Source organism: Streptomyces sp. 3211.6 (genome assembly GCF_003634815.1).
GTDB classification, from domain to species: domain Bacteria; phylum Actinomycetota; class Actinomycetes; order Streptomycetales; family Streptomycetaceae; genus Streptomyces; species Streptomyces katrae_A.
In genome coordinates this window covers 2654496-2678063 of record NZ_RBXC01000001.1, presented here as the reverse complement: position 1 = coordinate 2678063, position 23568 = coordinate 2654496, and the positions used below count along the sequence as shown (strand labels likewise).

Here is a 23568-nt window from a genome sequence, read left to right as displayed (position 1 = left end):
GCCCTTTGGATCACGGTACGGGGCGGGGCGGGGGCCCGGCCTCCCCCTGGCGGGGGATAGCGGGGGTGAAAATTCCCGGTGAGCGGCGGGGTGTCAGCAGCCGTTGAGGACGTTCACCAGGGCGGTCTTCTCCCCGGCGTCCATGCTCAGCCCGTAGTACTGCTTCACCTGGACCCAGGAGCGGGCGTAGGTGCAGCGGTAGGCGGTGCGCGGCGGCAGCCACTTGCCGGGGTCGAGGTCGCCCTTGGCCTGGTTGACGTTGTCCGTGACGGCTATGAGCTGGGGGCGGGTGAGGTCGTTGGCGAACTGCTGGCGCTGGGCGGTGGTCCAGGTGTTGGCGCCCGAACGCCAGGCCTCGGCCAGCGGGACCATGTGGTCGATGTCCACGTCCGAGGCGGCGGTCCAGGTGGCGCCGTCGTACTCGGAGTACCAGCTGCCGCTGACGGCGGCGCAGGAGGAGTCGGTGACGACGTTGACGCCGTCGCGCTTGAGGACCGTCTCGCGGGTGTTGCAGCTGCCGGAGATCGTGATCCAGTGCGGGAACTGGCTGCGGCTGTAGCCGGTGAGGGAGCCCTCGGCGGCCGGGGTGACGGTGGCCAGGTAGGCGCGGGCCTCGGCGGCGCTGATGGGGGTGGGCGGGGAGGCCAGGGCGGCCGGGGCGTTGACGAGGGAGGTGAGGGCGGCGAGGGCGACGGCGGAGGCGAGGACGCCGGCCCGTCCGGCGCGGCGGATGCGACGCGCGTAGACGGAGGGCGCGCGGAAGGGCGTGAGGGGCATGAGGGGCTCCCTGATGCGGGGGGTTGACGGCCGTGCGGCCCCGGCGGGGCGCGGCCATGGTGGCGGCGCCGGATGTCGCGGGGATGGGCACCAGGTGACAGATTGCCGACATGGGCACGTCACATCAAGGAGATCAACGGCCCGCATTCAAGGGGAAGTTGAGATTCCGGCCTTCGGAGCGGGGCAGAATGGGGCCAAGCTCACATTCCGGACTCCCGGGGGTCGCGGCCGTCATCGCGTACCCTGGACGGAGCAGAAGGGGAGTAGCTCTTCGCCGGACCGTCGACATACTGCTGGGTCACACCAGCCGGCGCCCGGAGGCGGACCGCGTCAGCGGGCCGCCAGCGAGACCTTCGGCCGCAGTGTCCTGTCCATGTGACGCGACGCGCGCGGCGCAGCGTGCGCACACCGCATGCGCGCGGTGTGCGGCGTGTCGACGTACCTCAGGGCGCCGCCGAGCCGAAGCGACCCCTGAAACACCCCAGGTCTCTCGGTCCCGATGGCGTCCTGCCCGACCGATCGAGGTTTCACCCCGTGTTCAGCTTCACCGTGCTGGCGATCGCCTTCGGCGTCGTCTTCCTCGCCGAACTCCCCGACAAGACGGCCCTGGCCGGTCTGATGCTCGGCACCCGCTACCGCGCCTCCTACGTCTTCGCGGGCGTGGCCGCCGCGTTCGCCGTGCACGTCGGGCTCGCCATCGCGGCGGGCAGCGTGCTCACGCTCCTGCCGCACCGGCTCGTGCAGGCCGTCGTGGGCCTGCTGTTCCTCGCGGGCGCGGCCATGCTGCTGCTGAAGAAGAACGACGAGGAGGAAGAGGTCAAGGCGCCCGCCGACCAGTCCTTCTGGAAGGTCTCCGGCGCCGGCTTCATGCTGATCCTGGTCGCCGAATTCGGTGACCTGACCCAGATCATGACCGCCAACCTCGCGGCGCGGTACGACAATCCGCTCTCCGTCGGCCTCGGCGCCGTGCTGGCCCTCTGGGCGGTGGCGGGCATCGGCATCCTGGGCGGGCGCACCCTCATGAAGTACGTCCCGCTGCGGCTCATCACCAAGGTCGCGGCCTGCGTCATGGCGGCGCTGGCCGGGTTCTCCCTCTACGAGGCGATCGCGGGCTGAGGCCGCCGGTCGCGTCCCCTCGCCCCGGGGCGGCTACCGCGCCGGGGCGAGGGTGAGGCGGATCGAGCCGTCGTCGGCGGTTTCGACGCGGACCGCGGTGAGGTCGTCGACGTGGGCCGTCGGGCCGTGGGCGGCGGCGCGCGGACCTATGCCGATCACGCGCATGCCGGCCGCGAGGCCCGCCGCGATGCCGGCGCCGGAGTCCTCGAAGACCACGCAGTCGGCCGGGTCCACGCCCAGCTCGGCGGCGCCCTTGAGGAAGCCCTCCGGGTCGGGCTTGCTGGCCCCGACGGACTCGGCGGTGATCCGCACGTCCGGCAGCGGCAGGGCGGCGGCCGCCATGCGGACCCCGGCCAGGGCGGCGTCGGCCGAGGTGACCAGGGCGTGCGGCAGGCGGGCGATCGCGGCCATGAACTCCGGGGCGCCCGCGACGGGCACCACGCCGTCGGTGTCAGCCGTCTCGCGGGCGAGCATCTCGGCGTTCTCGGCGTGGTTCAGCTCCATCGGGCGCCCGGGGAGCAGGATGGCCATCGTGGCGTAGCCCTGTCGGCCGTGGACCACCTTGAGGGCTTCCTCTGGGTCCAGCCCGTGCGACAGCGCCCACTCGCGCCAGCAGCGCTCGACCACCGCGTCGGAGTTGACGAGGGTGCCGTCCATGTCCAGGAGCAGGGCCCTGGCGGTGAGGACGACGTGGGCGGAGGCGGTGCTGGCCGACATCGGCGGGGCTCCAGACGGGGCGGGAGAAGAGAACAAGCGGTTCCGTCCACCGGTCAGGGGGTGTGGACGGAACCACTTTGTTCCTACACGATACAAAACCCGGGGCGGTGTGCGCCACCGCCGCCCGCGTGAGCTATCCCTCCAGGGCGCTCCGGGTCGCCGGACCGTAGACGCCCCAAGGGTCCCCGTAGACCCCGGACTCCATCTGGAAGTCCTCCACGGCCCGCTCCACGGAGCGGCCGTACCGGCCGTCGAACCGGCCGTTGTACATCCCGCGGTCCGCAAGCAGCCGCTGGAGCTTCAGCACCTCGGGGCCCGAGTCGCCGGAGCGCAGGGTCGGGGGCTTGGAGGGCGCCGGCGGAGGCGGTGCGACGGGCTTGGTGGTGCGGGGGGCGCTCGCGGACGGGCTCGGGGACGGCGCCGCCGAGGTACGGGAGGCGCTCGGGGACGGGGACGGCGACCGGGACGCACTCGCCGACGCGGACGGCGAGGCCGACGCGGAGGCGCTTTCCGCGGGGCCGGACGGCGTCTGCGACGGGCCGGCCGGGGCCTCGCCGGTCACCGGGACCGACGGCTTGGGGTCCGCGAGCGCCGTGCCGTCCTTCCCGGAGCCCGTGAACAGCCCCAGCGCCAGCGCCACCGCCCCGGCGGCCACCACCGCCCCGGCCGCCGCCAGCAACGGCACCACCCGCCGCCGCTCCGGCCGCCCGGCCCCCGCCGTCCCGACCCCCGGCGGGGCCACGGCCCGCAGCCGCATCGTCTGGTCGGCCACCGGCGCCCCGGGTGTCGGGGCGCCGGATATCGGGCCGCCGGGTCCGTGCGGGTCCGCCGGGACGGGCGGGAACATGGCGGTAGGCGCCTCGGGGCCCGCCCCGGCCGGTGCCGTCAGGTGGGACGGCGCGGTCGGGATCATGGCGGTAGGGGCCTCGGGGCCCGCCCCGGCCGGTGCCGTCAGGTGGGACGGCGCGGTCGGGATCATGGCCGTGGGGGCCTCGGGGGCCGCGCCGGACGGGGCCGCCGGGTCCGCCACGACGGGCGGGATCACGGTCGTGGGGGCTTCGCCCATGGCACCCAGGACCGGCTGGGGCGGCGTCGGGGGAGGGGCCGTCCCGTCGGCGCCGGGCGCGGCCATGTACGGGCGGATGCGCAGCGGGTTGAACCCCACCCCTCGCGCACAGGTGCAGTCGGCGCCCGCGGCGCCGCATTCCGGACAGCGCTCAGCGCTCACTGATAACCCCTCCCTGGACACTGCCAGCGATTATGCAGACCCCTTTGGCCCCACCCAACCCTTCCGAGAGGCCATAACCGGACAGACCACTCAGGATGGAGATGTTGATCCGGCGGGAGGAGAAGCCGATGGCTCAGGATGTGACCGCGTCGCCAGCTAATCCGGCCCAGGGGGCCGAACACGCTTCACGGGACGTGCTCGTCTCGATCGGGGCCCTCCTGCTGGGCCTGCTGATCGCCGCACTCGACCAGACGATCGTCTCCACCGCGCTCCCCACGATCGTGAGCGAGCTCGGCGGCATGGAGCACCTGTCGTGGGTGGTCACCGCCTACATGCTGGCGTCCACCGCAGCCACCCCCCTGTGGGGCAAGCTCGGAGACCAGTACGGACGCAAGAGACTCTTCCAGTACGCCATCGTCATCTTCCTCATCGGCTCCGCGCTCTGCGGGCTGGCCCAGGACATGCCGCAGCTGATCGGCTTCCGCGCCCTCCAGGGCCTGGGCGGCGGCGGGCTGATGGTGCTGTCGATGGCGATCGTCGGCGACATCGTCCCGCCCCGCGAACGAGGCAAGTACCAGGGCCTCTTCGGTGCCGTCTTCGGCGCGACCAGCGTGCTCGGCCCCCTGCTGGGCGGCCTGTTCGTGGACCACCTCTCCTGGCGCTGGGTCTTCTACATCAACCTCCCCATCGGTCTCGTCGCCCTCGTCGTCATCGCGGCCGCCCTGCGGATCCCCGCCCGGCCTTCCCGGCACACCATCGACTACCTCGGCACCGCCCTGATCGCCGGCGTGGCCACCTGTCTCGTCCTCGTCGCCTCCCTCGGCGGCAGCTGGGGCTGGGGCTCGGCCCGGATCGTGGGCCTCGCCGTCCTCGGCGCCGTCCTCCTCGTCGCCTTCCTCTTCGTCGAGCGCCGGGCCGCCGAACCCGTCCTGCCGCTGAAGCTGTTCCGGATCCGGACCTTCACCCTCTGCTCGGTGATCAGCTTCATCGTCGGCTTCGCCATGTTCGGCGCGATGGTCTACCTGCCGACCTTCCTCCAGGTCGTCCGCGGCGTCTCACCGACCATGTCCGGCGTCCACATGCTGCCGATGGTGCTCGGCCTGCTGATCGCCTCCACCACCTCCGGGCAGATCGTCAGCCGCACCGGACGCTGGAAGGTCTTCCCCATCAGCGGTACCGCCGTCACCGCCATCGGCCTGGTGCTCCTGCACCGGCTCGAACGCACCAGCTCCGACCTGGAGATGAGCGCCTATTTCTTCGTCTTCGGCGCCGGCCTCGGCCTGGTCATGCAGGTGCTGGTCCTGGTGGTGCAGAACGCCGTCAGCTACGCCGACCTCGGAGTCGCCACCTCCGGTGCCACCTTCTTCCGTTCCATCGGCGCCTCCTTCGGCGTCGCCATCTTCGGCACGATCTTCACCAGCCGGCTCGGCGAGAAGCTCAGCTCCGCCCTCGCCGGCGTCCCCCTCCCACCCGCCGCGAGCCCGCAACGCATCGAGGCGGACCCCCGGGCCATCGGCGCCCTTCCTCCCGCGGTGCGGCCCCGGGTGCTGGACGCCTACTCCAGCGCCATCACCGACGTCTTCCTCTACGCCGTCCCCGTGGTCCTGCTCGCGTTCCTGATCGCCTGGTTCCTCAAGGAGGACAAGCTGCGCGGGTCCGTCACCGCACCCGATGTGACGGAGACCCTCGCCTCCAACCCCGTTGAGCGCTCCTCCCGCGACGAGGTCGCCCGCGCCCTGTCCGTACTCGGCACCCGCGAGGGCCGCGTCCACGTCTACGAGAAGATCACCGCGAAGGCGGGCTACGACCTGCTGCCCGCCGCCAGCTGGATACTGCTGCGGATCAAGAAGTACGGATCGGTGGACCCCGGGGTGCTCGCCGAACGCACGTCCGTTCCGCTCAGGGTCGTCACCGACGCCGCCCGCCAGATCGAGGAGCGCGGGCTCGCCGTCCGGGAAGGGCTCTCCCTCGTCCTGACCGACCGGGGCCGCGAGTCCGCGGACCGGCTGGCCGCCGCCCGGCAGGAGTCCCTCGCCGACCTGCTCGGCGACTGGTGGGGCCCCGACCGCCCCACCGACCTGGTCAAACTCGTCGAGGAACTCAGCCGGGAGCTGTGCGGATCCGACGCCGAGGAGCCCTACGACACCCTCCCCCGCCGGGACCACGCGGCGCGCTGACCGGCAGCCCTGATCGGCGGCCCTGACCGACGGACCCGAGCCGCGGGGCCAGGCGGCCGGCAGGCCGGTCCGGCCGGCCCTGACCGGTCAGACCAGCGGCTTCTCGAACCAGTGCTGGGCGTACGGGCCGGAGTTGTACGCCGGTATCTCCCGGTACCCGTGACGCGCGTACAGGGCGCGCGCCTCCACCAGGTCGGTCCGGGTGTCCAGCCGCATCCGCCCGGCGCCCAGCGCGCGGGCCTCCTCCTCCAGGGCGGCGAGCAGCGCAGCCCCGCCCCCCGTGCCGCGCGCGCTCCCGTCGACGTAGATCCTCGTGAGCTCGGCGGTGGCGGGGTCGAGGAGCCGTATGCCGCCGCAGGCCAGGGGCCGCCCGTCGAGCCGGCCGACCACGAACTGCCCCGTCGGAGGTGCGAGCTCGTCGGCCGGGTCGTCCAGCATCCCCTGGTCGATCTCCGCCTCGGTCACGGACCGCTCCCAGTAGCGCCCGGCGACCTCCGCGTAGTACGCGCGCCGCAGGGCGGTGGCGTCCGCCGTCGCGAACGGCTCGGGGGCGACGACCCAGCCGCAGGCTCCGGGCCGTCCCGTCGTCGTGCCTGCACTGCCTGCCATGGTGATCGAATTCCTGTCCATGGCGCCATTGTGAAGACCCGTCCCCGTCCCCCGCGTGGAATATCCACAGGCACGGGCCGATGATGAGAAAAGGCGTAAATACCACGAACGAAACGAAGGGTGGACGGTCATGTCGGAGCATCCGGACTGTGCCCTGATCCGCCGCTGCTACGAGGCCTTCGGCAAGGGCGACATGGAGACCCTGGGCAGCCTGATGACGGCTGACGTCATCCACCACATGCCCGGCACCAGCCCCCTGGCCGGGCACCACAAGGGGCGGGAAGCGGTCCTCGACCTCTACCGCCGCCTGGGGGAGGAGACCGGCGGCACCTTCAGGGTCAGCCTGGAGCGCGTGCTGGTCGACGGCAGGGGCCACGCGATGTCCTTCCACACCACCATGGCCGACCGCGGCGACCGCGGCATCGAGATCCACGAGGGACTCTTCTTCACCATCGTCGGCGGCAAGATCACCGACATCGACCAGTGCACGCAGGACATCGACGAGAGCGACGCCTTCTGGAGCTGAGCGCCGCAGCGGAAGGGCCCGGGAGCCCGCGCCCCCGGGCCCTTCCGGCCGTCCTCACGCCTTCTTCGGCGCCGCCTGCTGCACGACCTCGAACGACCACACCTGCGACCCCGAGGCCGCCGGCTTCGGCCGGTCCCCGCCACCCTGGTGCGCCGCCTTCATCGGGCCCTCCATCCACGCCTGGAAGTCCTCCTCGGAGCGCCAGCGCGTGTACACGAGGTACTGGTCCGTGCCCTCGACCGGCCGCAGCAGCTCGAACCACTCGAACCCGTCCGAGGACTCCACGGCCCCCGCCCGCGAGGCGAACCGCTGTTCCAGCACCTCCCGCTGGTCGTCGGGAACGGCAAGGGCGTTGATTTTTACCACGCTAGGCACATGACACCTCTCAGGAAAAGCAGGCTGGGCACTGCACCTAGCCTTGACCACGTGCGAGCAGTCTCCTACATCCGTCAGTCAAAGCGTCGTGAGGACGATTCACAGGCGTCACCCGTGGCGCAGCGCGACAGGTGCGCGTCACTCATTAGCTCGAAGGGGTGGAACGACGCGGGCCACTTCGAGGACGTCGGCAAGTCCGGATGGGACCCCAGCATCCACCGCCCGGGGTTCGAGGAGATGATGGCTGCCGTACGCGGCGGACACGTGGACGCGGTGGTCGTCTTCTCGCTGTCCCGCCTCACGCGCCGTGGCGCTCTCGAGGCCATGCGGATCATCGAGGAGCTGGAATCGCACGGCGTCCGGCTGGTGAGCGTCGAAGAGCCGTACCTCGACACGTCCACCCCGGTCGGTGTCGGCATCCTCGCCATCATCGCGGGTCTGGCGCAGCAGGAATCCGACATGAAGTCGGCCTACGTCTCCGCCACGAAGGAGACGCTCCGGCGGGCCGGTAGCCACGTGTCCGGTCTCGCTCCCTATGGCTTCACGACGGAACGCGGCACCAGCGGCAAGCTGTCGGTCATCCGGCTCGTCCCGGACCCCGTAGAGGCCCCGCATGTGCGCGACATGGCCAGGTGGGCGGCCGACGGACTGTCCGCCTCGCAGATCGCCAAGCGACTCAACGAAGAGTGCGTACCCACCAAGGCCGAGTCCCTGGGAGAGGCGGGCATAAAGAGGCTTGCCGCGCGGCGCGCTCGGGCGATCTCCGAAGCTGTGGACCGGCCCGCGTGGGTGTCCTCCACCGTGCTCCGCATCCTGCGGGACCCGCGCCTTGCCGGGTACGCCATCGAATGGCAGGGACGCGTACTGCCAACCAAGGATGCTGACGGCAACCCGGTCCCGGGGAAGACCGGCAAGCGCGTCATCCTCCGTGACGAAGAGGGGCAGCCTGTCCAGACGCACGATGCACTGATCCCCGTCGAGGAGTGGTGGCAGCTACAGGACGTGCTCAACGGCCGTACACAGACCGTCGTGCGTGCCGGACGACGCGTGCCCACGCTGCTTGCCGGTCACGGGCTGCTGTTCTGCGACGTGTGCGGCTCCGTCATGGTCGCTGACCGCCGGGCGGGAAAGCTCTACTACAAGTGCAACCGTGCCGGGGGAGTCGTAGCCGGCCATGGCGGTCTCGTCATCGGCCAGGAAGCGGCGGACGACCAGACAGCACGACGAGTGTGGGCGCGCCTCACGGCCATGGACCCGGACGACCCGGACGACCTCGAATGGCTCGCTGAGGCATCCCGCCGATTCGCCAGGCAGCGGGACACGTCCCAGCGGGACGCTGAACGAGCGGCCGTGCGCGCCGAACTGGAGCACGTACGGGAGTCCCGCCGCATCCTGCACATGGACCGGTTGGCGGGCGTCTACGACGACAAGACCGGCACGCAGATGTTCCACGAGTCGATGGCGCGTCTGTCGGCCCACGAGGAGCGCACGGCCGAACGGCTTGCCCAGTTGGACGCGACGGAAAGCCGGACGATCGAGATTCCCAACGAGTGGACCGGCGTGGACGGAGACCCGCTCGGAGAGGGGTCCACGTGGGCAGCCTGGGACCTCAAGACGAAGCGGGAGTTCCTGGCGCTGTTCATCGATTCCGTGAGGATCGCCAAGTCTGTCGGCAGGGGCCGGAACGCGAAGACGCTTGACCGCGTGATCCTGCGATGGGCTGAGTCTCCGGAACCTGCGGACGCCTGAGCTTGCCTGAGCGCCGTTCACGGCCCGCTGTTGGGGAACCCCGGTGGCGGGCCGTCCGGCGTTCCAGTGGGCGTGTGCGGCTCCATGGGCCTCGCCCTTGCCCCGTCGGAGAGGCGGGAAGGCGGCCAGTGACGTGGCACTGGACGGCCGGACGTCGTACGCAAGCCCCACTCAAGGACGCGGAGTGACGGATCGCCGCCTCGTCTCACCATGAGTAGCGAAGGGTGCCAAAAATGCAAATCTGACCCCTAGTTTCATTTTCTCTCTAACCTCGCCGTTTCGGTTGGGGTGATGAGACGTCGCTGATCGTCTGCTGCCAGGGGGGCGAGGTGACTTCGTTGCTTGAGCATGGCGGAGTCCCGGCGCGGGGGTCGGGTTCTCCAAGGTCTTTCGGGTCGTGGGCGGTCGGGGGCTTGCTGGTCAGCCGGCGGGACGGGGCAGTGCGGCGAGGCGGTGGAAGGCCGTGGCCAGTTCGTGTCTCCAGGGCCAGGTCTGCGATATCCGCAAGCGCAGTCGCCGGCCACCTCGGGTGAGGCGGGCGGCGACGTGCAGCAGCCGGTAGCGGAGCTTCTTCGGCTCGGCAGCCGCCAGCTCCCCGTCCAGCAGCAGGACACGCATCCAGGCCAGCAGGTCGATCGCCGCGAGGCTGAGTTCGAGCCAGGCCGAGTTGATCGTGAAGTGGCGGGAGGGGAAGCGGCCGAAGCCTGTGGTCTTGCCGCACCGGATGTGGTCCTCGACGGTGGCATGACCGCGGTGGCGGACCTCCAGGAACTGGGCGGAACCACCACCGGAGTAGGGGGTGTCGGTCAGGAGCACCTGGTGCCTCAGGCCCTCGTCCTCGTCCTGGTCGAACAGGGACAGCTGGGCGCCGGGGTGTGGTCGCTCGCGGCGCACGATGATGCGCGTGTCGGCCGGATAGCCGGTCAGCTCGACCATCCCGGTCAGCTCGGCGACCTCGGCGCCGGCACGGAGCGAGCCGTCCTGGTCCAGGGCGGGATGCCAGAGATGGTCGGGCATGGCCCGGATCGCGTGGCGGACCGGCTCGGTGACCGTGTATCCGACTGAGAAGAAGGTACTGATTCCTCGTTTCCGCACGTCTCGGACGTGGGTGAGGAAGGCCTTCGCGGATCCGGCGCTGTCGGTGCGGATAAGGATGTCAGTGCCGTGCCGGTGGGCGTCGGGGATCTGCGCGAGTGCCTGGTCGAGCACCGTGATGTGGTCGCTCGCGGTGTTGGCGCCGGCGTTTCCGGGCCGCAGCCGGCCGGACAATCCCTCTCCGGTGTTCGCGAGGAAGCACAGCAGCGGGTGGAATCCGAAGCCGCCCTTGTAGGTGGGTGCGGCCTGGTCTTTCTCGGAGTGGCAGGTGATCAGCGTGGCGTCGAGGTCCAGGACCAGTCCGGGCAGCATGCGTCCCGCGGCCCGGACTGCGGGTATCCCCTCACCTTGCTCGGCGGCTTGCAGCCAGGCGACTTCCCGGGCCTGGGCACGGGCCGAGCGCAGAGCGATCAGTGTCCTCTCGTCGGTGTCGGCGAGCAGTCGCCAGGCCGTCGGTGTCGAGGCGACGGGGCCGAACACCTCGCCCTGGTCGCGCAGTACTGCCAGGTCCGCGATGGCCTCGGCTCCGTCGGCGAGCATCACCGCCAGGTCGGTGGCGATCCGGCCCGGATCATGCCCGGTCCCGCGCGGCCGAAGCGGCCTGAGAGCGGCGGAGTACGCGGCGGTCAGCCCGGTGGCACCAGCGAGATCCGCCAGCAACCGTGCCCCGGCATGCCCGGCCACCCCCGAACCATCGGCGCTGACATGGACCTTGGGACGCAACCCGATAGCCTGCACGTAGAAAGTGCCCTCCGCTTGGACCGACAGAACCCCTCAGCAAAGTTCATCGTTCCAGGTCAGGAAGGCACTTTCGCGTTTCCGCCTCACCAGCTGCCGTACCAAACCGAAACGGCGAGCCTAGTGGAAGTCGCGCGGGCCCAGCCCGGTGAAGGGGGTTATCCAGGACCCGGGTCCCGATCAACGGTGGGTCGGCCGCCACCCCCGGTCGCCGGGCCAACGCCACCGTCCGGCCGACCGGCGGACCCCTGTACCGACGACCTGAGTCACCGAGGGCGTCCGGGTCCGTTCCGCCATCGCCGTCCAGAACCGGCCGAGCTCACGGTCGGTCATACCTTGCCAGCCTGCCCTCGTGCGCCGGATGGTGCGCCTCTTCAGCAGTGCCTGCTGCTGCCGGCAGAAAGGTTCGTGCAGCTCGGCGCCTGGCTGCGCCCCCTTCGCGGGGTACGGGCACAGCTCGAACTGGCAGCTACGCAGGCAACTCGTCCCGGGTTCGGCCGTACCCGGCATGCCCACCGTACGCTCGGGATGGAGCGCCGTGCGGTCCTTCGTCAGGCAAGGCGGCAGAATCGTGCGGTTGGTGCGCTCCAGCCGGCTGTCGACCACCATCAGCCCGTCGCGTTCGGTGAGGTTCAGAAGCAACAGAATGTCGGCGAGGAGCTGCTGGGCGCGCGGATTCAAGGTGCTCCACCCCACCGATGGCGGAATCCAGAGGTTGTGCTTGCGATGGACGGTGGGATCGGCGGGCCGTGAGCCGATGTTGGCCATGGTCCCCTTCTCGTCGATCCAGATGAACCGCTCGGGACGCCGGGTCTCCAGGGCAAGCGCCGCGAGGTCCCCGGCCTCGGCGACGAAGGGGTGCAGCCGCTTTCCTCCCCGCACCGTCAGCTCATCCGCGGGCCGATCGCCGGGAGCCTGCTCACTGCCCGCCATGCCGAGCCAGCGTTCCACGGCCTGCAGCGGGTCGGCGCTGGCCCGGCGGCCGCCCTCGGCGCCCTCCAGCACGTCGTCGGTGCTGTCCGGCAGCTCCCAGAGGCACAGGGCGTGGATGAGAGTGACCTGGGAGTACCAGTAGCGTGCGTGCGTCAGCATGTGCTCCGCCCGTTCGATCAGGTACTCACGGGCCTCGTTGGAGGTTGCAGGATGCCGCCTCCGGCGGTTGGCCGCGCCCTTGAAGCCCTGGGCGAGGGCGATCTCCAGCGAGATGGGCAGATCCGCGCGCCCCGTCGCGGGGTTCGGCGTGAGGTGTTGCAGCCAGAGGTCCATGCGCTCACGGGCCTGGCTGCACCGCTCGTTACCCACCGAGCCCACGATCATGGGAACGAGCCAGGCCCTGGTGACGAACTCGCGCCAGATCTGCACTGCGGTCCGCGCTTCCCGCTCGACCCTATCCAATTCGCCGGTCGGGCCGATTCTCTCCTCGCGTGCCGTGCTCTCCTCGTACCTCTGGACCTCCATGGCGGTTTTGTACTGTTCCCATGGGTCGTATATTTCGGCGTCGGAAGCATTCTTACGCTTCGGCCACGGGAAGAGCCTGCGCAGCGCGTCGAATGCATTGTCGCCGCCAGCGCCGATCTCCTGGGCGATAGCCAGCCTGACGGGATAGCTGGCCTCGACCCAACTGATCCTCATCATGTCGCTGTAGGCCGGCTTGGCCCATTTTTTGGGGTCTTCCGCGTTCAAGCGATCGAGTCGACGAGCCTCCTCGCCGAAGGAGTGCACCAGCCGCAACTTTGCCTCGTCGAGCGTTCTCGGATCGCCATCGACGATCTTCGGCCACCGCCGCAGGATCGTTCTGGTGATCCGCACGTGGGCCGAATCATTGGCCTCACCGGTATCGATCTCCAACGCTGCGGCGAACAGATCGAGGGCTTTGTCGTCCCGGCGCTCCCGAGCCACCTTGACCAGCAGCTCGACGGTGGCGCGCTGCGGGGTCTCCCGATTATTACGGCGGGAGCGCAGGACCAGGGCGATGAGAAGCTCACGGCCTGGTTCGGCGAGTGCCGTTTCGAGGTCTCCCACGTGGTCCTGCTGAACGGCGTCGAGGAAGGAGGACCCCAGATAGGCCTGCAGAATGCTGTGCGGAAATCTCACCTTGAAGCTCTGGGCTTCCACCAGCCCGAGTTGCTCACCCCACGCCGCATACCGCGACAAGGCGGTGCGCCAGCAGGAGTCCTCCTCGTCCCTTGGCAGGTCTCCGACTCTCCGGCGCAGCGCGCCGAGGATCTCCGGATAGGGGATCCTTGGTTTCTTCTTCCGCTCACTGCTGTCGCCGTTCCAGCTGATCAGTTCTTCGAATTTTACCTCCAACCGGTCCTTGAGCAGTCCAATACAGGCCAGCGCCGAAATCACCGAAACCGTCCTCTTCCGCTGCTCTGATGAGGTGTCGAACTGGGCCTGGAGATGGCCGTCGACTAGTGCCTTCGTCCAGGATTCCAGGAGACTCAACCGAATGCCCGACCGGTCGCCTCCCCGGGTGTTGATCTGGTCCCACTCCTTGATGTTCTCGAAATGCTCCCGAATCTGGTGCTGCCGTAGCTGACGGGCGATCTGGAGGTACAGCGGCGACTCGGCAACCCCGGCCGTCTCGACGATCCAGTCCAACCTCCGGTTGTCCGCGCCGGGTTCCCGCTGCGCCAAGTAGCCAAGCGCGGCCTCCTCGCTGAGCGGTTCGAGATCGATTACGGCCGCCTGGGTGCCTTCGAGCGCCGCGTGCGGACGCGAGGCGATCACCAGCGGAAGCTTCTGTTTCTGGGCCCGTCCGATCGCGCGGCGGATCACACTGTCCCGGTTCGTCTGTTTCTCGTCGTCGCAGAACGCCTCCTCAAGCCCGTCCGCAATGACCACGGCCTTGTCCTCCATGCAGAGCTGCCGCCATACCCGCTCGGCCTGGGCCCTGGATATCACGCCGGGGTCCACCTCGTCACAGAAGCGCTTTTTGGCCAGCTCGCCGAAATTCAGGTCGTCACCATCGAGGTCAATGCGCCGGAGGTGAATCGGGACTGGAACAGCGCCGTTCTCCGCCAGCACCTGGGTCAGCTGCACAAGCACGGCCGTCTTCCCGCTGCCGATACCACCCACGAGCACGTACGGCCGGCGGCGGCGCCGGTCCCGCAGGGCCTGCGCGATGACCGAGCACAGCTCCTGTCGGCCGACGACCTCGTCTACGATCGTTCCGGCCGTGGGCACCAGCTGCTGCGGGTTCCTCCGTGCGGTTCGCCCTATCGGCCGGATTGTCTTCCAGTGCCGAACGCCCAGAAAGACAGCCGTGCTTAGCGAGAGGACAAGGAAGGGCGTGGTGAAGCTGATGACTACGCTGCAGGACTGGCTGATACTGCGGCAGGTGTTCTCAACGAATCCGGGCTTTCCGCCAATGATCACGTTGCCGGCCAGGTACAGCCAGCCGAGGAATAGTATCGTTCCGATCCAGGAGGACACCTTGACATAGTTTCCGGGCGTCCATCTTCCGTGCCATTTCCGGGGAGTGGCCACCCGCTGCTGGGCCTCGCCACGGACGCGTCGCATTCGCCACGTTCGGCGTACATGGGATCTCAGCCAGGAAAGGAAGCGCTTTCCACGAACGAAGCGCGGCTCGTCCGGAGGCCGAAACTTCCCCTCAGGATGCCGGATGACCTGATTCATCGGGGTCTTCCCTCACTGGCATCGGATGGAATATTCCACTGCCCATACCAGCCAGACTACGCGTGCCGCAGCCAGGACGCGCAGTGGCTTGTGCGGCGTTGACACGGTCGTAACCCTGCCCATCGACACTCAGTAACGAGCGCCTCGGCTAACTCATTGCCGCGTGCTCGCGCATCAGCCAGCCGACGGCTCTTGTACTGGTTCGCCAGTTCGATCCACTGGAGCAAGCCAAGGGCATCCCCGCCAACCTCCGCCGAGTCATCTCCGAGGTGGAGCACATGATGCTGCTGCGGACAGACCTCGCCGCACTCGACGCCATGGCCCACGGCGCCCTCTGCGCCGGGATCGGCGTGTCCAGTGCCGTGCGGCACTCTGTGGCTGCGCGCGAGCGAGCCGCAGTTCACAAAACCCGGCCCGCAATACCCGAGTGTTCTCATGCCGGAGCTCATGTGCTTCAAGGGAGCCGAGGCGCTATCGAACAGCCACGCGAACGCGGAGTAGGCGACCTGCCACTGCGAGGTGTGCGACGGGCGGGGTCTCGACCGCCTTTCAGGACCGATGGCGAGACCCGCATCGAAGCTGAGGACCACAACGTCCTCACCTGGAGCGCGCGGGTGGGCGAGATGGCCGGCTTCGACGCCGGACTGAAGCGCAAGTTGTGGTGGCGAGACCAGTGCGTCGCCGCCGTCGACTGCTACGCGCTCGAGAACCAGCGAATCGGGCTCTCCACGAAGGCGGGCTTCAAGCCGCCTGCTCCTTTGAGCTCGTAACACGATCATGAATCTGGCTTGTTGAGGCGTCGCCAGCAGATGAGGCTGCAGGCGAGGGAGATGAAGGCATCGTGGAGTTCGGTGCGGCGTTCCCAGCGGACGGCGAGGCGTTTGAAGTGGTGGAGCAGGGCGAAGGTCTGCTCGACGACGTAGCGGAGCTTGCCCATGCCCTTGATGTTCCGGGCGCCCTTGCGGGAGATGGCCGGCAGGATCCGGCGTTTGCGCAGCTCATCGCGGTTGGGGTTGGAGTCGTAGCCCTTGTCGCCGAGCAGGGCCTCGGGACGCCTTCGGGGACGGCCGGGGCGGCCCGCGACGGGTGGGATGCCGTCGACCAGGGCGAGGGTCTGGGTGACGTCGTTGACGTTCGCCGCGGTCGTGATGACTTTGAGCGGGGTGCCGCGTCCGTCGCAGATCAGGTGGTGCTTGCTGCCCGTTTTCCGCCGGTCGACCGGCGACGGGCCGGTGTCGGCGCCCCCTTTTTCGCGCGGATGTGGGAGCCGTCCACGCAGGCCCTGGACCAGTCGAGGCGGCCGGCCGTGTTCAGTTCGGCGAGGAGGATGCGGTGCAGCTGGTCGAAGACCCCGGCCTGCTGCCACCGCTCCAGTCTCCGCCAGCAGGTCTGTCCGGAGCCGAACCCCAGCTCCAGCGGAAGCAGTTGCCAGGCGATGTCGTTGTAGATCACGTACAGGACGCCCTGCAGGCACAGCCGGTCAGCCACCGGCCGGGGCCCCGGAGACCGCTCCGGCCAGGGCGGCAGCAGCGGCTCGATCACTGCCCACAAGTCGTCGTTCACGATCCACGGCCGGTTACTCACACCATCCCGAACGGCCGAATCGTCACACCGGTCACGGCTGACCAGTACATCTCACCAAGATCCTGTTACGAGCTCTTTGCATGCCTGGGCAACGCTCCCCGCGGTCTAGCCTCGCTGTTTCTCTTGGGGTGACGAGGTGACGCTGTGGGGTCGATCGAGGCGGTATCGGGCGGTGGGCATGGTGGGGACCCGGCGCGTTGGTCGGGTTCTCCAAGGTCTTTCGTGTCGTAGGTGGCCGGGGCGGCTGGTCAGTTGGCGGGGCGGAGTAGGGCGAGACGGTGGAAGGCAGCGGCGAGTTGGTGTCGCCAGGGCCAGGTTGCTGCGATCCGCAGGTGGAGGCGGCAGCCGCCGCGGGTGAGACGGGCAGCGACGTGCAGGATCCGGTAGCGGAGTTTCTTGGGTTCGGCGGTAGCCAGCTCGCCGTCCAGCAGCAGGACGCGGGTCCAGGCCAGAAGGTCGATGGCCACGAGGCTGAGCTCGAGCCAGGCGGCGTTGACGGAGAACAGGCGGGATGGGAAGCGTCCGAAGCCAGTGGTCTTGCCGCACCGGATGTGGTCCTCGACGGTGGCGTGTCCGCGGTGGCGGACCTCCAGGAACTGGGCCGAGCCGCCGCCGGAGTACGGGGTGTCGGTGAGGAAGACCTGGTGCCGCAGGCCCTCGTCACTGTCGAACAAGGAGAGCCGGGCGCCGGGGTGGGGGCACTCGCGGCGCAGATTATGCGGGTGCCGGCCGGGTAGCCGTTCAGGTCGACCATGCCGGTCAGCTCGGCGACCTCGGCCGACTCACGCAGGGTCCCGTCGGCGTCCAGGGCGGGGTGCCAGACGTGTTCGGGCAGGGCGCGGATCGCGCGGCGGACCGGTGCGGTGACCGCGTATCCGACCGAGAAACGCAGGTGAAGGCCGTTGTCACGCAGGGCGCGGAGATGCGTGAGGAACGCCTTCGCGCTGCCCGCGTTGTCGGTGCGGACCAGGATGTCGGTGGCGTGCCGGTGGGCGTCGGGGATCTGCGCGCGAGGGCCTGGTCGAGGATGGTGATGTGATCGGCGGCGGTGTTGGCTCCGGCGTTGCCCGGCTGCAGCAGCCCGGACATCGCCTCGCCGGTGTTGGCCAGGAAACACAGCAGCGGGTGGAATCCGAAGCCGCCTCTATAGGTGGGTGCGGCCTGGTCTTTCTCGGAGTGGCAGGTGACCAGCATGGCGTCGAGGTCCAGGACCAGGCCGGGCAGTTCGAGTCCGCCCGGCCTTCACTGCGGGTATCGCGGTGCGGGTATCGGCGGCCTGCTGTCAGGCCACCTCCCGGGCTGCGGCGCGGGCCGATCGCAGGCGGTCCGGTGTGCGTTCATCGACGGCGGCCAGCAGCCGCCAAGCCGTCGGCGTGGAGGCCACGGGCCGAACACCTCGCGCTGGTCCCGCAGAACGGCCAGATCCCGATCGCCTCGCCGCCGTCGGCGAGCATCACTGCGAGATCGGTGGCGATCCGGCCTGGGTCATGGCCCGTGCCGCGCGGCCGGAGCACGGTGGAATACGCCGCCGTCAGCCCGGTCGCTTCGGCGAGGTCCTCCAGCAAACGTGCTCCGGCGTGCCCGACCACCCCCGACCCGTCAGTGGACACCACAAGCCGGGGCAGCGAACCGATAGCCTTCACGCAGAAAGTGCCTTTCTCTGGCGACGACAGAACCCCTAGACAAGGCCCATCGTCCCAGCTCAGGGATGCATTTTTGCGTTTCTACCCAACCCTCAGCCGCACCCCAACCGAAACGGCGAGGCTAACGCGTTATAGAGAAAATGAAAAAGGCGGTTAGTTTGGCATTTTGGCGCTCAGTCGGACCAGTGTGGCCGACGGAGGCCAGGGGGGATCCTCGTCGAGCTGATGCGAGTGACCGTCAGATGGCTGGTCCTCGCGCGGCGTACGGGTCTGGTGGATGCGGGCGGTCGGGTGTGACGGAGTGTTATGGCTGGCCAGGGGTCTCGTAAACGATGGTTTATGAGACATCTGCGGCAGCGACCCGAGGGTGGCGGGCTTGTGTTTCAAAACCCGTCTCAGAATCTCTCGGAAGCCGTTGAGGTTTTGAGACGGGTTGTGCGACGATCTCTGCATGGCGACGACCGCAGGACACCTGATCGGATACGCCCGAGTCTCCACCGACGACCAGGAAGCGCAGTTGCAGCACGATGCGTTGACCGAGGCAGGCTGCATCCGGATCTTCACGGACAAGGCGAGCGGGAAGAATACTGACCGCGCGGAGCTGACGGCCGCTCTGGACTACCTGCGCCCCGGCGACACCCTGTGCGTTTGGAAGCTGGACCGGTTCGCCCGATCGCTGATCGACCTCGTGACCCTCGTGGACTCGCTCGCTGCCCGTGGCGTCGGCTTCAAGGTGCTGACGGGAGCGCTGGCGAGCATCGACCCGAACACGCCGGACGGACGGCTCATGCTTCAGGTGGTGGGTGCCATGGCGGAGTTCGAGCGCAGCCTGATCAAGGACCGCACCCGCGCCGGTCTGGACGCTGCCCGCGCTCAGGGGCGTACGGGTGGACGCCCAGCCGTCATGGACGCGGACAAGCTTGCTGCGGCCAAGGCCCGCCGGGCCAAGGGGGAGAGCGTCACGGCCATCGCCAAGGCCATCGGGGTCTCACGCGCCACGCTCTACCGGGCTCTGGGGGACACGGCCTGAGGGAGAGAGCCGGACCGTGCGGTGTTGCACCCGACCCAAGCTCCCGGTGCGTACGCCGGGTGCAGCGCCGTTTTTCGGCCTGGCTTGGCGCTGACCAGCTGAAACAACTCCGCTACTACCCGAGAGCGGCCCCTTGACGGGGTTGGGAGAGCCATTGGAACCCCTGCCCGCCCTTTAGGTGCGTTCGATCTCCGCCATGAGCAACCGCAGCGTCAGGGAGTGTTTCTCCGGCGGCAAGGCGTCCAGTGCTGTCCGGGCGTAGGCGGCTCCGCCCAAGAGGTCTCCGGACCGGGCGAGCATGAGCCCTCGGTGCATCTCCAGGTGTGTCGCGAATCGGGGCAGCTCTGCGGGGAGTTCCCGGCGTGCTGCTTCCTGTGCTTCCACGGCTCCCCGTTCATCTCCCAGGCGGGCCAGGAGGAGGGACAGGAAGACGTTCATCCGCCACCAGGGCACGGCGTAGTCGCTGGTCTGCTCGTGCGAACCCGCCTTGTCGAAGATGCGCCGGCCACGGTCCGCCAGGTGGAGCGCTGTTGCGCGGTCCCCTCGGATCGCTGCCGCGTGCGCCTTGCCCATCACGGCGTTGAGGAGGCCGAGGGAGGGGCGATCCGATATCGCCATGGCTTGGTCGGCCAGTACGTCAGCCACCCCGAGGGACGCCCCCTCGTACCCCAGGGCGATAGCGGCACGGCCCCGGACCCACACCCGCGCTTCGTCGTTGCCGGACTGGTCGGCAGCCGTCGCCGCCATCCGGTACCAGTGCACGGCCTTGGAGCCGTCCGACCCCGGGAAGGTCTTGGCGTAGAGGGTCATCAGGCGGGAGGCGACGGACCACAGCCGTGGGTCATCGAGTTGCTGCTGCACGGTGATGAGTTCGCCAGCGACCCGACGTTGGATGTCTGCCGCGCCCATGGACATGTACTCGGTGCCGTACGTGGCCAGCTTGGCCTCCCACGCGTCCACTGACGGCCCGCCACGCAACCGGGCGGCGAATCCTGCGCTGATCAGATCGGAGGCAACGACAGGGGCTATGGCGGCCCCGGCCACGTCGGTAAGGAACTCGCGTCGGTCCACTTCACCTTCAAGGACAGCTAGGGGAACGTCGAGCACGGCGGACAGCGCGGCCAGGTAGAACGGGCCCGGCCTGACTTTGGAACGCTCCCAGTTGCTCACGTACTCCCGGGTCAGCGTCGTGCCGTGAACCTTGTTGATCTCCGAAGCTAACCGCCCCTGGCTCCAGCCACGAGCCGTGCGGAGATCCCGAATCAGCTCCCCGATGTCCATGCGGCCATCTTGCTACCAGGGATGCCACTAGACGGAGGGATTCCGGGGCCCGAGGGACGGTTGCCACTACGGATCACACTAGGCCGGGCTTCCCGGCGGCGGAACGATGCCCGCACCGAGGGTGACACGGAGGTGCAGCATGCCGACGGCAGCACGACAGGAAGTGAACCGGCCGGAGGCCTCGGAGCCTCTCGCTCATGAATGCGGGGTGTGCCGCGCGCTCGACGCCGACCTGACGGTGGCCGAAGCGGTCGGCAACCTGGGCGCTGTCGAGTCGCTGCGTAACGAGCTGCGTAACCACTCCCGCGACGGGGGCGCGGCATGACCGTTCGAGCCGTCCTCCGCTTCGTCCACTACGTGATGCACCGCCATCCGTCGGCGGAGACGACCGCCACAGCACGGTGCCTGAACCCGGACTGCCAGTGGGCGGCCGCTCCGACGGGCAACGCGGACGTCTGCACCGACATGTGCATCGAGCACACGGGTCGGACGGGGCACATGACGTTCCTGCGGGAGTTCTCGGAAGTCGCCGTGGTGGAGCGGGTCCGGTGAGGGGGCGGTCCCGGCTGACGATCCGCGTGCTCAGCGGGGGCTCAGCCGGCCCCGTGCTGATCTTCCGGTCCGGTGACCCCGTGCGCCCGCTGGTGCGCGACCCGATCGACGTGGCGCGCTTCCGCCGTGACGGCTACTGGGAGGGCTTCGGGGACGTGTTCCCGCCTTGTGAGTGCCTGCGCTGCCTACAGGCCATGTGGAACTTCGAGACTCCCCGCCCGTGACCGGTGGGGGCAGCGCGGGGACCGCTTCCCCGCAGCGCGGCCAAGGGAAGGCACCATGACCACGATTCCCGGTGCCGGACGCGGAGCATCACCAGATGCTGTGGTGCCTGTCCTGCTCACTCCTCCTTGCCCCGTCTCGCACCCGGACTGCGCGTGCTGGACGAACACCGGGACCTGAACCGCTGAGCCGGCCGCGAGCCCCGTTCGGCGACGGAGACCGACCCCGCCGGGCGGGCTCCCTATGCTTAAGTCGCCGGCGTGAGTCACCCGCAGGTGGGGCTCTATGTGAGCGCCTTGACACCCTTGTTGATCTTCACGATGCTCATGCCGCCATCCTAGGGATCGCGCGGGGGATATCGTCGTCCCGGTAGTGAACCCCAGTGACAGGCGCGGCGCGTGCCGCGGTACGGCAGCCAGGCGGAGTCAGGGTTGCGGTCGGCAGGGCGGGAGGACGGCGAGGCGTGGCTGACGCGGCGGAGCACGGCGGTGCCAACGGACATGCCGGGGTCATAGGCGGTAGCGGCAGACTCGGGGCGGCCCGCCTCCTGCTGTGGGCGCTCGCGGGTCTCCTCACCGTCAGACAGGCGGCCTCCGTCCTGCGCGTGCCCCCGGCCGAGTGGTTCGGCGACCTCCACCTCTCGGCGAGCACCGCGGCCCCCGGCACCCTCTACGACGCCGGACAGTTCACCGGCACCCCCTTCGCCGGCCTGGTCCTCAAGCCCCTCGCCGGCCTCGCCGCGCCCTCCTCGCTGGAGGTCGCCTGGACCTGCGCGACCCTGCTCCTCGTCGCCGCCGTCGGGGTGGTCGCCGCGCGCGGGCTGCCCGACCCGGTGCCGCGCCGCACCGCGCTGCTCGCGGCGCCCGTTCTGGTCGCGCTGATGATGGTCTCCCTGCCGGTCCGCGCGGCCGCCTTACCGGGGCAGACCGCCGTCCTGCCCGTGCTGCTGGTGCTGCTCGCCGTCTTCCGGGTGCCCGGCGAGCGGCCCGCCGGGCTCCTCGTCGGCCTCGCCGCCGCCCTCCAGCCCGCCCTCCTGCTCTTCGCCCCGCTGCTGTGGCTCACCGGCCGCCGCCCCACCGCCCGCGCCGCCGCCGCGACCTTCGCCGGAGCCACCGTGCTGGCCTGGGCCGCCCTGCCGCGCGACTCGTGGACGTACTGGATCCACCACCTCGCCGGCACCGGCCTCGGCGGCTCCCCCGACGGCCTCGCCAACCAGTCCGTCCACGGCGCCCTGCTCCGCTTCGGCCTCAGCGGCCCCGGCGAGATCCTGCTCTACACGGCCCTCGCCGCCGCGATCACCTGGGCCGCCCTGCGCCGCGCCGCCCGCTACGCCCGCGACGGCCAGCTGCTGCTCGCCGTCGCCGTCACCGGCTGCGCGGCCGTCGCCGTCTCCCCGACCGGCTGGCGCCACCAGCTGCTGTGGGTGCTGCTCGCGGTGGCCGGCAAGGTGGGGAGGCGGGCCGCGGACCGGCGGGTGTGGCCGGCCGCCGTGGTCCTGGCCATCACCCTGCCGAGCGCGGTCCTGCTGCCCAACCTGGCCGCACTGGCCCCCGTACGGGACAACGTTCCGCTCCTCGCGGCCGTGGCCGCGGCGTGCGCCGTGCCGTTCCTGCCGCGCTCCTCCCCGTACTGGCGCGAGCCGGTCCCCACCGTCTACGGGCGGCCCGCCGCCGCCCGCCGGGCGTGGGTGCCGCTGCTGCCGTTCTGGCGGCGCGCGCTGTCGCGCCCCAGCCTGCTGCTGGAACTCCTGCTGATACGGGTCGGCTACTCGGTCTACTCGCACATCCGCGCCGCCGCCCCCGCCAGCCGCTCCCTCGCCGAGCGCAACGGGAGCCGGATCCACGGCATCGAGCGGGTCCTCGGCATCGACATCGAGCGGGCCGTGAACCGGGCGGTGGTCGACACGCCGTGGCTGGAGGCGTTCTTCAACTTCTACTACTCCTCCTTCCACTTCGTGGTGCCCCTCGGGATCCTGGCCGTCCTCTACCGGCGCCGCCCCGGCGACTACCGCTGGGCGCGGGCCTCCCTGGGCCTGGCGACCGCCCTCGCGCTCGCCGGGTTCTGGCTGTTCCCGCTCGCGCCGCCGCGGCTGATGCCCGGGCTGGGCTTCGTCGACACCGTGCACGGGGCGCAGGACCTGGCGAACCCCTCGTACGGGGCGATGACCGCGATCTCCAACCAGTACGCGGCGATGCCCTCGCTGCACTTCGGCTGGTCGCTGTGGTGCGGCATCGTGGTCGTCGTCCTGGCGCCGAAGGGCTGGCAGAAGCTGCTCGGTGCGCTGCACCCGCTGATCACGGTGTGCGCGATCGTGGCGACCGCCAACCACTGGGTGCTGGACGCCGTCGGCGGTGCGGCCGTCGTCGGAGCGGGCTTCGGGCTGGTCCACGTCCTGTCCGGGCCGCGCGGGCTGCGCGTCACCCTGCCCGTGCAGCGCACGACGGCCGGGGAGCCCGACCGGCTGGCCGCCGCCGCGCAGCGGTAGGACGCGGGGCCGGGACGCCGGG

General features: G+C 69.8%; 19 protein-coding genes and 1 pseudogene. 10 read left to right on the top strand and 10 right to left on the bottom strand.

The genetic code is table 11. The features are described 5' to 3' along the window. Positions 1-93: 93 nt before the first annotated feature. Positions 94-777, bottom strand: coding sequence for an HNH endonuclease family protein (locus BX286_RS12380; protein WP_079426581.1), 684 nt, complete (start codon positions 775-777; stop codon positions 94-96). Positions 778-1311: 534 nt separating this feature from the next. Here BX286_RS12380 and BX286_RS12375 point away from each other — a divergent pair. Beyond that, entirely contained in the window at positions 1312-1893 is a 582-nt protein-coding gene (locus BX286_RS12375; RefSeq protein WP_079426579.1) for a TMEM165/GDT1 family protein, read from the top strand. 33 nt (positions 1894-1926) lie between these two features. Here the strand turns inward: BX286_RS12375 and BX286_RS12370 are convergent, their stop codons facing one another. Next, the gene (locus BX286_RS12370; protein ID WP_079426577.1) at positions 1927-2610 is read right to left on the bottom strand and encodes an HAD-IA family hydrolase; all 684 of its coding nucleotides are present in this window, start codon (positions 2608-2610) and stop codon (positions 1927-1929) included. Between the two features lie 133 nt (positions 2611-2743). Beyond that, on the bottom strand, positions 2744-3838 hold the full coding sequence (locus tag BX286_RS12365) for a peptidoglycan-binding domain-containing protein (protein WP_148710266.1): 1095 nt from the start codon (positions 3836-3838) through the stop codon (positions 2744-2746). A gap of 128 nt (positions 3839-3966) precedes the next feature. Between BX286_RS12365 and BX286_RS12360 the strand changes: the two genes are divergently transcribed. Continuing rightward, a complete protein-coding gene (locus BX286_RS12360; protein WP_079431697.1) occupies positions 3967-6015 on the top strand; it encodes an MFS transporter in 2049 nt (682 codons plus the stop codon). 87 nt (positions 6016-6102) lie between these two features. On the opposite strand, the gene BX286_RS12355 is transcribed toward BX286_RS12360, so the two are convergent. Then, the gene (locus tag BX286_RS12355; protein ID WP_100863710.1) at positions 6103-6624 is read right to left on the bottom strand and encodes a GNAT family N-acetyltransferase; all 522 of its coding nucleotides are present in this window, start codon (positions 6622-6624) and stop codon (positions 6103-6105) included. Positions 6625-6754: 130 nt separating this feature from the next. Between BX286_RS12355 and BX286_RS12350 the strand changes: the two genes are divergently transcribed. Further along, a complete protein-coding gene (locus BX286_RS12350; protein WP_079426571.1) occupies positions 6755-7150 on the top strand; it encodes a nuclear transport factor 2 family protein in 396 nt (131 codons plus the stop codon). Between the two features lie 54 nt (positions 7151-7204). Here the strand turns inward: BX286_RS12350 and BX286_RS12345 are convergent, their stop codons facing one another. Continuing rightward, positions 7205-7525: an antibiotic biosynthesis monooxygenase gene (locus BX286_RS12345; RefSeq protein WP_121014979.1), complete on the bottom strand. Its 321-nt coding sequence runs from the start codon at positions 7523-7525 to the stop codon at positions 7205-7207. On the opposite strand from BX286_RS12345, the gene BX286_RS12340 reads away from it, so the two are divergent. Beyond that, complete coding sequence (locus BX286_RS12340) at positions 7526-9274, top strand: recombinase family protein (protein ID WP_121014978.1); 1749 nt, start codon at positions 7526-7528, stop codon at positions 9272-9274. Between the two features lie 420 nt (positions 9275-9694). Here BX286_RS12340 and BX286_RS12335 read toward each other — a convergent pair whose 3' ends face one another. After that, entirely contained in the window at positions 9695-11137 is a 1443-nt protein-coding gene (locus tag BX286_RS12335; RefSeq protein ID WP_121014977.1) for an IS1380 family transposase, read from the bottom strand. A 150-nt stretch (positions 11138-11287) separates the two neighbouring features. Then, positions 11288-14545, bottom strand: a complete 3258-nt coding sequence (locus BX286_RS12330) for an ATP-binding protein (protein WP_187344129.1) — start codon at positions 14543-14545, stop codon at positions 11288-11290. Between the two features lie 818 nt (positions 14546-15363). Here BX286_RS12330 and BX286_RS36535 point away from each other — a divergent pair. Then, complete coding sequence (locus BX286_RS36535; RefSeq protein WP_187344128.1) at positions 15364-15519, top strand: hypothetical protein; 156 nt, start codon at positions 15364-15366, stop codon at positions 15517-15519. A gap of 5 nt (positions 15520-15524) precedes the next feature. Here the strand turns inward: BX286_RS36535 and BX286_RS12325 are convergent. Both BX286_RS12325 and BX286_RS12320 read right to left on the bottom strand, forming a co-directional pair. Further along, positions 15525-16333, bottom strand: a protein-coding gene (locus tag BX286_RS12325; RefSeq protein WP_261993406.1) for an IS5 family transposase whose coding sequence is annotated in 2 segments (ribosomal slippage) — positions 15525-16013 and positions 16016-16333 — 807 coding nt in all. Because the reading frame shifts where the segments join, the coding sequence is not laid out codon by codon here. Positions 16334-16581: 248 nt separating this feature from the next. After that, positions 16582-18006: pseudogene (locus BX286_RS12320) on the bottom strand (IS1380 family transposase). Positions 18007-18427: 421 nt separating this feature from the next. Between BX286_RS12320 and BX286_RS12315 the strand changes: the two are divergent. After that, positions 18428-19006, top strand: a complete 579-nt coding sequence (locus tag BX286_RS12315; RefSeq protein WP_121014976.1) for a recombinase family protein — start codon at positions 18428-18430, stop codon at positions 19004-19006. Between the two features lie 174 nt (positions 19007-19180). On the opposite strand, the gene BX286_RS12310 is transcribed toward BX286_RS12315, so the two are convergent. Beyond that, positions 19181-20287 (bottom strand): helix-turn-helix domain-containing protein, encoded by a 1107-nt coding sequence (locus tag BX286_RS12310; RefSeq protein ID WP_121014975.1) that lies wholly within the window; start codon positions 20285-20287, stop codon positions 19181-19183. A gap of 139 nt (positions 20288-20426) precedes the next feature. Between BX286_RS12310 and BX286_RS36055 the strand changes: the two genes are divergently transcribed. From BX286_RS36055 to BX286_RS12295, 4 genes are all read left to right on the top strand, one after another. Further along, positions 20427-20612 (top strand): hypothetical protein, encoded by a 186-nt coding sequence (locus tag BX286_RS36055; RefSeq protein WP_148710265.1) that lies wholly within the window; start codon positions 20427-20429, stop codon positions 20610-20612. Continuing rightward, positions 20609-20839, top strand: coding sequence for a hypothetical protein (locus BX286_RS12305; protein ID WP_121014974.1), 231 nt, complete (start codon positions 20609-20611; stop codon positions 20837-20839). Before BX286_RS36055 ends, BX286_RS12305 begins: the two co-directional genes overlap by 4 nt. Continuing rightward, positions 20836-21063 (top strand): hypothetical protein, encoded by a 228-nt coding sequence (locus BX286_RS12300; protein ID WP_121014973.1) that lies wholly within the window; start codon positions 20836-20838, stop codon positions 21061-21063. The genes BX286_RS12305 and BX286_RS12300 overlap by 4 nt, the downstream gene beginning before the upstream one ends. A 461-nt stretch (positions 21064-21524) precedes the next feature. Further along, the gene (locus BX286_RS12295) at positions 21525-23546 is read left to right on the top strand and encodes a phosphatase PAP2 family protein (RefSeq protein WP_187344127.1); all 2022 of its coding nucleotides are present in this window, start codon (positions 21525-21527) and stop codon (positions 23544-23546) included. Positions 23547-23568 lie beyond the last annotated feature (22 nt).

Bases quoted from the DNA above. Each gene is read 5' to 3' on its own strand.
- BX286_RS12380 (WP_079426581.1), bottom strand. From the start codon at position 777: ATGCCCCTCACGCCCTTCCGCGCGCCCTCCGTCTACGCGCGTCGCATC.
- BX286_RS12370 (WP_079426577.1), bottom strand. From the start codon at position 2,610: ATGTCGGCCAGCACCGCCTCCGCCCACGTCGTCCTCACCGCCAGGGCC.
- BX286_RS12360 (WP_079431697.1), top strand. From the start codon at position 3,967: ATGGCTCAGGATGTGACCGCGTCGCCAGCTAATCCGGCCCAGGGGGCC.
- BX286_RS12355 (WP_100863710.1), bottom strand. From the start codon at position 6,624: ATGGCAGGCAGTGCAGGCACGACGACGGGACGGCCCGGAGCCTGCGGC.
- BX286_RS12350 (WP_079426571.1), top strand. From the start codon at position 6,755: ATGTCGGAGCATCCGGACTGTGCCCTGATCCGCCGCTGCTACGAGGCC.
- BX286_RS12340 (WP_121014978.1), top strand. From the start codon at position 7,526: ATGACACCTCTCAGGAAAAGCAGGCTGGGCACTGCACCTAGCCTTGAC.
- BX286_RS12315 (WP_121014976.1), top strand. From the start codon at position 18,428: ATGGCGACGACCGCAGGACACCTGATCGGATACGCCCGAGTCTCCACC.
- BX286_RS12310 (WP_121014975.1), bottom strand. From the start codon at position 20,287: ATGGACATCGGGGAGCTGATTCGGGATCTCCGCACGGCTCGTGGCTGG.
- BX286_RS36055 (WP_148710265.1), top strand. From the start codon at position 20,427: ATGCCGACGGCAGCACGACAGGAAGTGAACCGGCCGGAGGCCTCGGAG.
- BX286_RS12305 (WP_121014974.1), top strand. From the start codon at position 20,609: ATGACCGTTCGAGCCGTCCTCCGCTTCGTCCACTACGTGATGCACCGC.